The following is a 12,470-nucleotide window of genomic DNA, read 5'->3' on the forward strand; positions in this document are numbered from 1 at the left end:
CAAGCCCGCCTCAGCGTGCCGGGCCGTTGGCTGGCGTGGGCGGAACGGTCGGCGTCGCCGGCGGAACGGGGGCGCCAGCCGGTGGCGTGGCGGATTCGATCGGCTGGCTCGGCGGCGCGCCGCCTGCGCCCGTCGATGCGCCGGCACCGCCCTGGCGCTGGCCGCCCTCCCTGTTGCCGCGCTCACCGCGACGTCCGCCTTCCCGGTTGCCGCGGCGCGCACCCGATGCCGCGCCCGAGGCCGGTGTGGCCGGCCGGTCGGCCTGGGTCTGCACGCGCGCGCCGTCCTTCAGCCGGTCGCCGCCTTCGGTCACGACCTGCTCGCCGGCCTTCAGGCCCGACATGACCGCCACGTTGTCCACGCTCGATTCGCCGCGCGTCACCGGGCGCTGCGAGACGGTGCTGTCTTCGTTCACCACGTACACGTAGTCGCCGTTGGGCCCGTGGCGCAGCGCCGTCACCGGCACCACCACCGCGCTGCTCACGGTGCGCAGCAGGAGCCGCAGGTTGACGAACTGGTTCGGGAACAGCGCGCCGTCGGCATTGGCGAAGCGCGCCTTCGACTTGACGGTGCCGGTCTGCGTATCGACCAGGTTGTCGAGCGTGGAGAACATGCCCTTGGCGAGTTGGCGCGTGCGGGTGCGGTCGAAGGCCGTGGCCTCGAGCTGCGCGCCCTGTGCGAGGCGCTCCTGCACCTCGGGCACGCGGTCCTGCGGCACCGAGAACTCGACGTCGATGGGCGCGATCTGGGTGATGGTCGCCACGCCGCCGGTGGCGCCGGTCGAGATGTAGTTGCCCGCGTCCACGGGCCGAAGGCCGATGCGCCCGCTCACCGGCGCGGTGATGCGGCTCCAGGTGAGGTTGAGCTTTGCCGTGCCTTCATTGGCGCGGTCGATGGCCACCGTGCCTTCGAGTTGCTTGACCAGCGCGGCCTGGGTGTCGACGTCCTGCCGGGCGATGGAGTCCTGCACGAGCAGCGTCTGGTAGCGCTGCAGCGTGACGCGCGCGGCGGCCAGTTGGGCCTCGTCGCGCTGGCGCGCACCGGCCGCCTGCGCCAGCGCATTCTGGAAAGGCTGCGGGTCGATGGTGGCGAGCACCTCGCCCTTCTTGACCATCTGCCCTTCCTTGAAGAGCACCTCGGTGAGCACGCCCGACACCTGCGGCTGCACCGTGACATTGGCCAGCGGGGTGACGGTGCCCAGCGCCTCGAGCTGCACCGGAATGTCGGCCTGCCGCGCGGTGGCGACGCCGACCGTGCTGGAGGCCCCGCCGCCGCCGCCACCCCGCCCGCCCCCACCGCCCGGCCGGCCGGCGCCCGGGCCACCGGGGCCGCCCGCTCCGCCGGGGCCGGCCACCGGCGTCTTCGAACGCTGGATCAGGTACCAGGCACCGCCCCCCAGCGCCGCGATCAGCAGCAGCGTCAGCAGCCAACCCAGCCACCGGCGCCTGCGTGCCGGTGGGTGTGTGGGGGACACGTTGGACGGCAGGGGTTCGGGGGGAGTTTGGGGGTCCATGAGGTGCGTGCGATGGGTGCAGAGGGTGCGGCCTAGAGTACAGCGCCGAATGGTAGTACCGCTGTTTGCTGCGCCGTAAAGCGGCGGTAAAGCTCGCGCCCGGCGGCCGCGGTTCGCGCTGTCCGGATGCGGTTCGCGCCGTTTTCCTGCGTTTCGTCGCATGGCGGTGGCCGGCGGCGCCGGGCGTCGGCACAGTTCGCCCATCGCTTCCCCACCCACACCTTTCACTGGAGAACCACCATGCTGCTGCAGATCATCCTTCACACGCCCAAGTGGGTGTTCGCCGTCTTCGTGCTGCTCGTCTGGCTGGGCACACGGCAACTGCTCGCAAACAGCGTGAGCCTCGGCCGGGTCACGGTCATGCCCATCGTCATGGGCGGCCTGTCGGTCTTCGGCGTGATCTCGGCCTTTGGCGATTCGCTGGGCGCCCTGCTGGGCTGGGCGGCCGCGGCGGCGGTGCTGATCGCGCTGGTGCTGCAACGCCCCCTGCCGGCCACCACCCGGTACGACGCGGCGGCCCGCCAGTTCCACGTGGCCGGCAGCGCCGTGCCGCTCGCGCTGATGATGGGCATCTTCCTGACCAAGTACGTCGTGGGCGCGGCGCTGGCCATGCACCCGGAGTTGCGCCACCAGGCGGTCTTCGCCCTGGCCATCCCGACGCTGTACGGCGCCTTCACCGGCATCTTCGCGGCCCGCGCCGTGCGCCTGTGGAAGCTGGCGATCGCCACCGACGCTGTCGCCACCGGCGTCCGCCCGGCCTAAGATCCGGGCCCCAGCCCCGCGCGCCACTTCCCACGCCAGCCAGCCAGGAACCGCCATGACCGTGCTCTTTCTGCTCCTCAAGATTTCCGTCACGGTGGTGCTGGTCGCCTCCATCCTCGAGGCGCTGGTGCTCTCCTGGCGCAACGGCTGGGCCAGCTACGACTGGAAGGCGGCCGGCATCTCGGTGTTCGACTTCCTGGTGCGCGAATACCCGCTGCGCTGGCTGTTGCCGCTCGCCTTCTGGAGCGGCGCGATGGACTGGTTCTGGAACCACCGCCTCTTCACCCTGCCGATGGACCACTGGAGCGGCTGGGCCGCCTGCTTCATCGGCCAGGAGTTCTGCTACTACTGGTACCACCGCGCGGCCCACCGGGTGCGCTGGTTCTGGTGCACCCACGCCATCCACCATTCGCCGAACCAGCTGAACCTGTCGGCCGCCTACCGCTTCGGCTGGACCGGTCGCCTCACCGGCACGCTGCTGTTCTTCATGCTGGCGCCGCTGCTGGGCATGCCGCCCAAGGTGATCCTGCTGATGCTCACGCTGAACCTGCTCTACCAGTTCTGGATTCATGCGACGTGGATCCCGCGCCTCGGGCCGCTGGAATGGGTGCTCAACACGCCCTCGGCGCACCGCGTGCACCACGCCTCGAACCTCGAATACCTCGATGGCAACTACGGCGGCGTGCTGACCGTGTTCGACCGCCTCTTCGGCACCTACATTCCCGAGCGCGCCGACCTGCCCTGCCGCTACGGGCTGGTGACCCCGATCACCTCGCACAACATCCTGGAGATCGAGTTCACCCACTGGCGCGGTCTCTTGCGCGACCTGCGTTCGGCGCGCTCGGTGCGTGCGTTCGTGGGCTACATGGTCAAGCCACCGGGCTGGCGTCCAGATGGCCCCGGCGACACCACCGAGGAGCTGCGGCAGCGCGCAGCCCTTCCATCGGCACCTTTGCCTCAACAGCCGGCCACGCCCGATTTCATTCCTGTCCAATTCAAGGAGCTGTCATGAACACCACACCGTCGAACCCCTCGCAGCCCAACCTCGAAAAGCTCGCCCGCCGCCGTGCCGGCGCCAAGATGGGCTGGTACATCCATGCCTTCGTCTATGTGCTGGTCAACATCGGGCTGGTCATCCTGTCGGCGGCCAACGGCCGCACCTGGGCGATGTATCCGCTGATGGGCTGGGGCCTGGGCCTGCTCATCCACGGCGCGGTGGTCTGGTTCCTTGCGCCCGGCGGCGGCTTCTACGACAGGCTGGTGGCGCGGGAGCGCCGCGCACTGGGCGCCGGGGAGCGTGGGTGACACCTGAAGCGCTGCCGCGGTTTCGTGCGGAGAACTTCCGCAACATGCTTCGGCATGGCCTGATCACCGTCGTCTTCTGCTGCCTCATCGCTTCGGCGTTGGCCATCTCGGGCAGCGGCAGCTGGGCATCGCAGATGGTGTATTCGCTCTCGATAGGAACGATCAGCTGGCTCGTCATCGACACCGGCCGGCTGCTGCTGAGCGGCCACAAGGAGGTGCTGTGGCCGCATGGCTTCTGGGGCTATGGCCTGGTGGCGCTGGGCGTCACCGTCGGCTTTCTGGTCGGCAACGCCATCGGCGACGCCTTTGTCGGCGCACCGCCGCTGGAGTTCCTCAGCTTCGCCGCGCACAAGACGATGTCGACCATCGTCATCACCCTGGTCGCCACCGTCGGCATGTGCTTCTTCTTCTTCAGCCTCGGCAAGAGCAAGCACATGCAGAGCCAACTCGACCTGGCGCAGCGCAACGCCACCGAGGCGCGGCTCAAGCTGCTGGAGACGCAGCTGGAGCCGCACATGCTCTTCAACACGCTGGCGAACCTGCGCGTGCTCATCACCCTCGATCCGCCGCGCGCCGTGGCGATGCTCGACCGCCTCAACAGCTATCTGCGCATGACGCTGAGCGGTTCGCGCGCACTGGCCCATCCGCTCTCGGCCGAGTTCGACCGGCTGGGCGATTACCTCGAACTGATGTCCGTGCGCATGGGCGAGCGCCTGCGCTACACGCTCGATCTGCCCGACGAACTGCGCGACGTTCCGGTGCCGCCGCTGCTCTTGCAGCCGCTGGTGGAGAACAGCATCCGCCATGGGCTGGAGCCCAAGGTCGAAGGCGGCGAGATCACCGTGCGTGCGCGCAGGAACGGGGAGCGACTGGTCATTGAGGTGAACGACACCGGCGTCGGGCTCGATGCGGCGGCGCCCTCCCCGGAAGGCGGCAGCGGCGGCTTCGGCCTCGAACAGGTGCGCGAGCGCCTCGCCACGGTGTTCGGCACGCAAAGCGAGATGCGCCTTGCGTCGGCGCCGGCCGGCGGCACCTGCGCCACGCTGAGTTTTCCGCTGCCCGCGGCCGCATGAATGCAACGACGACAAGCCCAACGATGAATGCCACCGCCCTGATCGCCGAAGACGAACCCCTGCTCGCACAGGCCCTCAAGGCCGAGTTGGCCGCCGCATGGCCGGGGCTGCAGATCGTCGCCACCGCCGGCGACGGCCGCAGCGCGGTGCGCGAGGCGCTGCGCCTCTTGCCGCAGGTGCTGTTCTTCGACATCCGCATGCCCGGCCTGGACGGCCTGGGCGCCGCCGCCGAACTGGCCGACAGCTGGCCCACCGACGAAGCGCCGATGCCGCAACTGGTGTTCGTGACCGCCTACGACGAATACGCCGCACGCGCCTTCGAAGCCCAGGCCATCGACTACGTGCTCAAGCCCGTGCAGCCCGAGCGGCTGCGCAAGACCGTGGCGCGGCTTCAGCAGGCGATGGCAGCGCAGCAGCCTTTGCCGCCCGCCTCCCCCGCGGTGGCCGGCGAAGCGCTCGAACAGACGCTCGCGCAATGGCGCCAGGTGCTCGCTGCGGCCGGTGCCGGTGGCGCGCTACCGGCAGCAGCCCCCGCACCGCTGCGGATGATTGCCGCGAGCGATGCCGGCGGCACCACCGTGCGCATGGTGCCCATCGACGAAGTGCTGTATTTCGAGGCGGCCGACAAGTACCTTCGCGTGCTCACCGCCACGCATGAATACCTGATCCGCACGCCCTTGAAGCAGCTGCTGACCCAGCTCGATGCCGACACTTTCTGGCAGGTGCACCGCGCGGTGGTGGTGCGCAGCGCGGCCATCGAATCGGTGCACCGCGACGAGGCCGGCAAGCTGCACCTCAGCTTGCGGGGGCGGGCCGAGAAGATTCCGGTGAGCCGGCTCTACGCGCACCTGTTTCGCGCCATGTGAAATCGGGCTTGGCGAGCGCCCAAAGAAAAAGCCGGCCTTTGCAGGGCCGGCTTTTTCATTCAGTCACGAATCGTGTGGCGATTTAGCGCCAGTGGCCATGACGGTGACCACCGCGGTAGTAGCCACCGCCGTAGTAGCGGGGACCGTAGTAAGCCGGCGGGCCGTAGTAGACCGGGGCCGGACGGTAGTACACCGGCGGCGGGTTGTAGTAGACCGGGGCCGGCGGTGCGTAATACACAGGCGGCGGCGAATAGACCGGTGCCGGGTAGTAGGCGGGACCGCCCACGCCGACCGCCACGCCCGGCAGGCCGACACCGACCGACCAGCTCACGTCGCTGCGCGCGCTGGCCGAGGTGGCTGCAAACAATGCACCGGCTGCCACGACACCCGCGGCGGCCCATTTGAAGAAGGTGGAACGTGTGAGGCTCATGATGTTGACTCCTTGTATCGGGGGCTGCGTCCGGGTCTGGACCGCCCTTGTATGTATTGAACGCTGCAATTGCAAACCGGGTGCACCGGCCATTGTGAAGAACGTTGCCAAAGGTAACCCACAAGGGGTGCCCTCTAGAATGAGCCAATGACCTCCCCGACCGACAAAAACGGCGCCAAAACGACCGCTGCACCGAGCAATTTCCTGCGCCACGTGATCGAGAACGACCTCGCACAGGGCGCCTATTCCGGCCGCAAATGGGGCGGCTCCCCGGGCAACGCCGCCCACCATGCCCAGGGCATGACCGACCCCGCCAAGGTCCGCCTTCGCTTTCCCCCCGAACCCAACGGCTACCTGCACATCGGCCACGCCAAGAGCATCTGGCTCAACTTCGAGCTGGCCCGCGAATATGGCGGCGTGAGCCACCTGCGTTTCGACGACACCAACCCCGAAAAAGAAGAGCAGGAATACGTCGATTCCATCCGCGACGCCGTGAAGTGGCTCGGCTACGAAACCTACCTCGCCGACCGCCCCAGCGCCCCCGGCACCCTGCAGCCGCACGAATACTTCGCGAGCAACTACTTCGACTTCATGTACGAGGCGGCCGAATACCTCATCGGCGCCGGCCTCGCCTACGTCGACGAGCAGACCCCCGAGGAAATGCGCGCCAACCGCGGCGACTTCAACACGCCCGGCACCGACAGCCCCTTCCGCAGCCGCACGCCAGAAGAAAACCTCGCGCGCTTTCGCGAAATGCGCGACGGCAAGCTCGACGACGGCGCCGCCATCCTGCGCGCCAAGATCGACATGGCGAGCCCCAACATCAACATGCGCGATCCGGCGCTCTACCGCATTCGCCGGGCCACGCACCACAACACCGGCGACAAGTGGTGCATCTACCCGATGTACACCTACGCGCACCCCATCGAAGACGCGCTGGAGCAGATCACCCATTCGATCTGCACCCTCGAATTCGAAGACCAGCGCCCCTTCTACGACTGGCTGCTCGACCGCCTCGCCGAAGGCGGCCTCATCGCGAGCCCGCATCCGCGCCAGTACGAATTCGCGCGCCTGAACGTGACCCACGTAATGACCAGCAAGCGCAAGCTGCGCCAGCTGGTCGAAGAAGGCCACGTCGACGGCTGGGACGACCCCCGCATGCCCACCATCGCGGGCCTGCGCCGCCGCGGCTACACGCCCGAGGCGCTGCGCCTGTTCTGCGAGCGCAGCGGCACCACCAAATCGGGCGGCTGGATCGACTACGCCAGCCTCGAAGCGGCCCTCCGCGACAGCCTCGACCCGATCGCCCCGCGCGCCATGGCCGTGCTCGACCCGGTCAAGCTGGTCATCACGAACTGGGGCGACCTCATGGGCGGCGACGAGGTGCTCGACGACTGCTCCGCCCCCGTGCACCCGCACCACCCCGAGATGGGCAAGCGCGAGTTCAAGCTCGGCCGCGAGGTGTGGATCGAAAGCACCGACTACGAGGACGTGCAGCCCAAGGGCTTCTTCCGCCTGTTCCCGGGCAACAAGGTGCGGCTGAAGTACGGCCACGTCATCGAATGCACCGGCGCCACGCGCGATGCAAACGGCAAGCTCGTCGAAGTGCAGGCCACGCTGGTGCCGGACACCAAGAGCGGCACGCCGGGTGCGGATGCGGTCAAGGTGAAGGGGAACATCACCTGGGTGGCTGCGGCGGATGCGGTGCAGGCCGAGGTGCGGCTGTACGAGCGACTGTTTGCGGCGGCGAATCCGGGGAGCGGGGAGCTGCTGGACGAGCTGAACAAGCAGAGCCTGGAGATTTGCTCGGCGTTCGTGGAGCCTTCATTGGCGAAGGCCCAGGCTGGCGTGGGGATTCAGTTCGAGCGGCATGGGTACTTCGTGGTGGATACGAAGACGGATGCGGCGGGCAAGCGGGTGTTCAACCGGGCTGCGGGGATGCGGGACAGCTGGGGCAAGTAACTCGGCCCCTCTTTATCCGCACAAAGCCGGGTCCTTCAAAGGCCCGGCTTTTTCATTTCATCTATTCGGGCCGCTTGTAGACCACGCCCAGCACTGCGCTGTTTTCGTCTGTCGTGCACACCGCCGAGCGGCCTTGTGGGCCGACCTTCAGATTGATCGTGTAGACGCCGTCGCGCGGCGTCGAGCCGCTATCGACCGCGATGCTTCCCGGCGGTACTCGCAATTCGCGCGCGGCGGCCGCCACGCAGTTCTTGACGCTCGCATCGGGCGCGCCGCCGACACGCAAGGAAGTGCTGCTGCATGCCGTCACCGCGACGCCTGCAACCGCCGCCCACGCCAACCTGTTGAAACTTCGCATCGTCATGTCCGACTCCGTGTTGTTCAGCCAGCTAGGTAGATTGGAAGCCGCGTGAAAACGTTCGCGTTGCAGGACGGCTGCGCGATCTGATGTGGCCTGCCGCCGCTGTCCGACGGCGACCGGCCGCAGACCCGGGCTATCCTGTGCATTCATGACTGTTCCGAGCCCTTCCCGCCTCATCCGCTTCAACAAGCCCTACGGCGTCCTGAGCCAGTTCACCCCCGAAGGCCGCTGGCGCGGATTGAAGGACTTCATCAACATCCCCGATGTCTACGTCGCCGGTCGCCTCGATGCCGACAGCGAAGGCCTGCTGCTCCTCACCAACGACGGCCAGCTCCAGGCGCGCATCGCCGATCCGCGCTTCAAGATGGAGAAGACCTATTGGGTGCAGGTCGAAGGCGTGCCGACCGACGAGGCGCTTGAAGCCTTGCGCCAGGGCGTGCAACTCAACGACGGCCTTACGCGCCCTGCCCGCGCGCGCTTGCTCGACCCACAGCCCGACGTGTGGCCGCGCCAACCGCCCATCCGCGAGCGCAAGAACATTCCGACCGCATGGCTGGAGCTGGCGATCAGCGAAGGCCGCAACCGCCAGGTCCGGCGCATGACCGCCGCTGTCGGGCTGCCCACCCTTCGCCTGATCCGCGCCGCCATCGGGCCGCACACGCTCGATGGATTGGCGCCCGGCACGTGGCGCGAGTAACGCAGCCGCGACATCACCGAACTTGTTTCATTGATCTTCTTCTTCATGCACAACATCCGAACCACCTCACCTGACCTTCTCACGCCTGCGCTGAATCGCCGCCACGCATTGCTCGGCACGCTGGGCCTGCTCGCGCTGCCCATGGCAACGCAGCACGCCGTCGCCGCTGCGCCTGCGAAGTCGAAGCAAGCGCACCCCGCCGTTTGGCCGAACGCATCGCAGGTGCCGGGCGGCGTGGCACGCCTGTCACTCGGCCCAAGCGCCAAGCGTCCGACAGCCTTTGCAGGCGACGTTCCCTTGCTCGTGATGGGCGACGCCATCGAGTGGACGGCGCTCCTCGGCATTCCGCTCGCGGCCACGCCCGGGGAGGCGAGCATCACGGTGCGCGCCGAGAACGGCAGCGAGAAGCAAGTCGCCTATACGGTCACCGACAAGCAATACCGCGAGCAGCGCCTGACCGTGGCGCCGCGCACGGTCGATCTCTCGCCCGAGGACGAAGCGCGCTATGTGCGCGAACGCGATCACCAGGCCGGCGTGATGGCCACGCTCACCGACCTGCGGCCCGATGCCGTGCTGCAGATGCGCGTGCCCGTGCCGGGCCGCCGCTCCAGCTCGTTCGGCCTGCGCCGCGTGTTCAACGGGCAGTCGCGCAATCCGCACAGCGGGATGGACATCGCGGCCGGCACGGGCACGCCGGTGCTGGCGCCGCTGCCGGGGCGGGTGATCGATACGGGGGACTATTTCTTCAACGGCGGCACGGTGTGGCTCGACCATGGCGGCGGGCTGCTGACGATGTATTGCCATCTGAGCCGGGTGGATGTGAAGGTGGGGGACGTGCTGAAGACCGGCGAGAAGTTGGCGGCGGTGGGTGCGACCGGGCGGGTGACGGGGCCGCATCTGCATTGGGGTGTGATGTTGAATCGGGCGATGGTGGATCCGGCGCTGTTCATCGCGGCTTGAGTAATCACCCTGAGTTCCGGATTCCCCTCGCCTCATAAACTCGCGCCATTCCAACGAGGGGCGGGTTGAGGCGATGACCAAACAGACAAAAGCCGAGCGGCGCCGCGAACGCGCACGCAGCAAACTGGCGGGCAACGGATGGACGGCGATCGTCGTCGGCGTCTTGCTCTTGGTGGTTCTTCCGGCTTTCATGCGGGGTCCCCTCATCGGCACGCTGGGTCCGGCGCTTCGCCCTGCGGGGTGGACAGCATTGGCGATTGGCGCGGCCTTGCTGGGGCTGCATTACCTCATCGCTCGCAAGAAGGTCGTGCCTCAAGCCATCGAACGTACTGAGCCACTGGCTGCTACGGTCAAGGCCGCTCGTCCAGTGGCAACGCCTCCTGCTGCCGCACGACGCGAACCCGTATTGGATTCCGAGCTCTCCCAGCCAACGTCGTCACCTTCAGCACCTGCACAGCAGCAGCAATGGTGCCCCGCCGTACTCGCAGCCATCGAATGGCGCCGCTTCGAGGCCGTGTGCGAAGCGCTCTATGCGCAAGCCGGATTCACCACCCGCAGCCAGTCGCACGGTGCGGACGGCGGCATCGACATCTGGCTGCATTCCAAGCACAGCGACGTGCCGCGCATCGTCCAATGCAAACACTGGCAAAGCAAGGCCGTGGGCGTGAAGGAGATGCGGGAGTTCCTTGGCGTGATGGCTTCGCATCAGTTGAAGAGCGGCACCTACGTGACGAGCTCTACGTTCTCCGCAGAGGCCATGGCGTTTGCCAAGGAAAACGGCATCCACGCACAGGACGGCGCCGCCCTGCTCAAGCTGATCGGCCAGCGCACGCCCGAGCAGCAAGCGGCATTGCTTGCCGTGGCTTACGAAGGCGAATACTGGCGGCCCACCTGTGCCAGCTGCGGCACGAAGATGGTCGAAAGAAACTCGTCCAAGAATGAAGGCAGCTTCTGGGGTTGCGCCAACTATCCGAAGTGCCGGGGCAGGACGATTCCGAAGTCCAAGGCTGCTGCAACTGTCTAGGTCACGAGGCGAACCATGGCCGACCAAACGCTGTTCACCGAAGACTGCCTGGACGCAACATTCGCCTGCACCACGGCCAAGCCGACGCACCTGCTCATCTGCTGACCGCCTTCTTCGGCCACGCCGACGTGCTCCACGCGATGAGCGCCAGCAGCGCCACCTGAACCGGCAGCCGCACCACCAGCGCCCAATACGGCACGCTCGCAAACAGCTCCGGCCGCTGCAGCATGTAGAAATGCGCGGGCGTCACGGCCAGCGTCAGCACGAAGAGGCCGATGCCCGCAGCGCGCCGCGCGGGCCGCCACAGCAGTCCGGCCGCGCCCAGCAGCTCGAACACGCCGCTCACCAGCACGGCCGCACGCGGCCAGGGGATGTATGGCGGCACGATGCGCATCTCCGCCTCGGTCGCCACGAAGTGCGCGACACCGCCGATGGCGAACCACAGGAAGACGAACACCAGGCCTGCCACGCGCCAGCGGCTCATGGCAGGCGCGGTGCTGGTCATCAGAGGGGCTTGGTCAGATACACCGCCTCGCGCCCCACGATCACGCGCTGCGCGGGCATGAAGATCGTGCAGTCGTCGCACGGTGCGCGGATCTCGTCCGGGCCGTTGGTCGCGATCAGCTCGCCCTTGGCAAAGGTCTCGAAGCCGATCAGCGGCCGCACGAACGCGAAGTCCGCCGACTTGATGACGTGCGTCTGCAGCAGCTGAAAACGGCGCTGCGGCGCGGGCGCAGGCGTGGCCGGGTCCTTGTCGACGAGCCCGAAGTACGCGAGAAAGTCGTAAGTGACGGCGGTGGCCAGCACCGACGCCGAGCGCAGAAAGTGCTGGCCGCACTCGACCACCATCGCCACGCCCTTGCCGTCCGGGCCGCCGTGGCTGCCGTACTGGATCAGCGGCGTGCCCGAGCCCAGGCCGTCGGGCATCACGAGGTGCACCGACGGGCGACCGATGGCCAGTGCCACCTCGGCGTTGCGCTCGAACGCCGGGTAGACCCAGAACGGCACGACGGGCTGGCTGGTCGAGTGGATGTCCAGGATGTGATCGGCGGCGTCCACCACCGGCCGCAGCACGCGCGCGCGGCGCAGCTCGGGGCTGTCCTCGCCGCCGTCCAGCCATTCGGGCGACCAGATGCGGTTGAGGTTGTGCACGATCTGGCGGCTGTCGTAGGGGGACTCTTCCTTGAACGACTCGTAGGCGTCGATGTTGGCGAAGGCCACGGTGAGCGTGCCGATCTTCGGGCGCACGTCGTTGTCGAGCAGGTGGGTGGCGGCGGTCATGCCGCAGATTTCGTTGCCGTGCGTGAGCGCATTGATCAGCACGTGCGGGCCGGGCTTGCCGGACTCGAAGCGGTGGACGTAGTCGATGCCGACGTTGCCTTGGCGGTAGGCGGAGAGGTCGCGGGGGAGGACTTCGAGGGCGGGGGGAGATTGGGTCATGGGGCTGTGGGCGTTGAAGCGATGCGGTCGGGCGAGTTTGCTACAGCCGACGAATCCGCGCTTCAGGCGCCATGACC

General features: G+C 67.8%; 14 protein-coding genes. 9 read left to right on the forward strand and 5 right to left on the reverse strand.

Translation table 11 applies throughout. The features are described from left to right. Positions 1 to 10: 10 nt before the first annotated feature. Positions 11 to 1,513 carry an efflux RND transporter periplasmic adaptor subunit gene (locus M2282_RS04395; RefSeq protein WP_280807545.1) on the reverse strand — a complete coding sequence of 501 codons (1,503 nt, stop codon included), beginning with the start codon at positions 1,511 to 1,513 and terminating at the stop codon, positions 11 to 13. Between the two features lie 240 nt (positions 1,514 to 1,753). Here M2282_RS04395 and M2282_RS04400 point away from each other — a divergent pair, with 240 nt between their 5' ends. The 5 genes from M2282_RS04400 to M2282_RS04420 are packed head-to-tail and all read left to right on the forward strand — an operon-like array spanning position 1,754 to position 5,519. Then, positions 1,754 to 2,275: a DUF6622 family protein gene (locus M2282_RS04400; RefSeq protein WP_280807546.1), complete on the forward strand. Its 522-nt coding sequence runs from the start codon at positions 1,754 to 1,756 to the stop codon at positions 2,273 to 2,275. A gap of 55 nt (positions 2,276 to 2,330) precedes the next feature. Next, entirely contained in the window at positions 2,331 to 3,287 is a 957-nt protein-coding gene (locus tag M2282_RS04405) for a sterol desaturase family protein (RefSeq protein ID WP_280807547.1), read from the forward strand. After that, positions 3,284 to 3,580 (forward strand): 2TM domain-containing protein, encoded by a 297-nt coding sequence (locus M2282_RS04410; RefSeq protein ID WP_280807548.1) that lies wholly within the window; start codon positions 3,284 to 3,286, stop codon positions 3,578 to 3,580. Before M2282_RS04405 ends, M2282_RS04410 begins: the two co-directional genes overlap by 4 nt. After that, positions 3,577 to 4,653: a sensor histidine kinase gene (locus tag M2282_RS04415; protein WP_280807549.1), complete on the forward strand. Its 1,077-nt coding sequence runs from the start codon at positions 3,577 to 3,579 to the stop codon at positions 4,651 to 4,653. Before M2282_RS04410 ends, M2282_RS04415 begins: the two co-directional genes overlap by 4 nt. A gap of 23 nt (positions 4,654 to 4,676) precedes the next feature. Beyond that, positions 4,677 to 5,519, forward strand: a complete 843-nt coding sequence (locus tag M2282_RS04420; protein WP_280807550.1) for a LytR/AlgR family response regulator transcription factor — start codon at positions 4,677 to 4,679, stop codon at positions 5,517 to 5,519. An 82-nt stretch (positions 5,520 to 5,601) separates the two neighbouring features. Here M2282_RS04420 and M2282_RS04425 read toward each other — a convergent pair whose 3' ends face one another. Continuing rightward, positions 5,602 to 5,949, reverse strand: coding sequence for a hypothetical protein (locus M2282_RS04425; protein ID WP_280807551.1), 348 nt, complete (start codon positions 5,947 to 5,949; stop codon positions 5,602 to 5,604). Between the two features lie 147 nt (positions 5,950 to 6,096). On the opposite strand from M2282_RS04425, the gene M2282_RS04430 reads away from it, so the two are divergent. Continuing rightward, complete coding sequence (locus M2282_RS04430) at positions 6,097 to 7,911, forward strand: glutamine--tRNA ligase/YqeY domain fusion protein (RefSeq protein ID WP_280807552.1); 1,815 nt, start codon at positions 6,097 to 6,099, stop codon at positions 7,909 to 7,911. A 61-nt stretch (positions 7,912 to 7,972) separates the two neighbouring features. Here M2282_RS04430 and M2282_RS04435 read toward each other — a convergent pair whose 3' ends face one another. Then, the gene (locus M2282_RS04435; RefSeq protein WP_280807553.1) at positions 7,973 to 8,422 is read right to left on the reverse strand and encodes a hypothetical protein; all 450 of its coding nucleotides are present in this window, start codon (positions 8,420 to 8,422) and stop codon (positions 7,973 to 7,975) included. Between M2282_RS04435 and M2282_RS04440 the strand changes: the two genes are divergently transcribed. The 3 genes from M2282_RS04440 (at position 8,421) to M2282_RS04450 (ending at position 10,953) form a co-directional block, all read left to right on the forward strand. After that, a complete protein-coding gene (locus M2282_RS04440) occupies positions 8,421 to 8,969 on the forward strand; it encodes a pseudouridine synthase (RefSeq protein ID WP_280807554.1) in 549 nt (182 codons plus the stop codon). The genes M2282_RS04435 and M2282_RS04440 overlap by 2 nt on opposite strands. A 45-nt stretch (positions 8,970 to 9,014) precedes the next feature. Next, positions 9,015 to 9,929: a M23 family metallopeptidase gene (locus M2282_RS04445; RefSeq protein WP_280807555.1), complete on the forward strand. Its 915-nt coding sequence runs from the start codon at positions 9,015 to 9,017 to the stop codon at positions 9,927 to 9,929. 250 nt (positions 9,930 to 10,179) lie between these two features. Beyond that, positions 10,180 to 10,953, forward strand: a complete 774-nt coding sequence (locus tag M2282_RS04450) for a restriction endonuclease (protein ID WP_280807556.1) — start codon at positions 10,180 to 10,182, stop codon at positions 10,951 to 10,953. 94 nt (positions 10,954 to 11,047) lie between these two features. Here the strand turns inward: M2282_RS04450 and M2282_RS04455 are convergent, their stop codons facing one another. Both M2282_RS04455 and M2282_RS04460 read right to left on the reverse strand, forming a co-directional pair. Continuing rightward, on the reverse strand, positions 11,048 to 11,458 hold the full coding sequence (locus M2282_RS04455; RefSeq protein WP_280807557.1) for a DoxX family protein: 411 nt from the start codon (positions 11,456 to 11,458) through the stop codon (positions 11,048 to 11,050). Beyond that, entirely contained in the window at positions 11,458 to 12,393 is a 936-nt protein-coding gene (locus M2282_RS04460) for a succinylglutamate desuccinylase/aspartoacylase domain-containing protein (RefSeq protein ID WP_280807558.1), read from the reverse strand. Before M2282_RS04460 ends, M2282_RS04455 begins: the two co-directional genes overlap by 1 nt. Positions 12,394 to 12,470: the final 77 nt, after the last annotated feature.

The organism is Variovorax boronicumulans (genome assembly GCF_029892485.1).
In the GTDB taxonomy this organism is placed as follows: domain Bacteria; phylum Pseudomonadota; class Gammaproteobacteria; order Burkholderiales; family Burkholderiaceae_C; genus Variovorax; species Variovorax boronicumulans_B.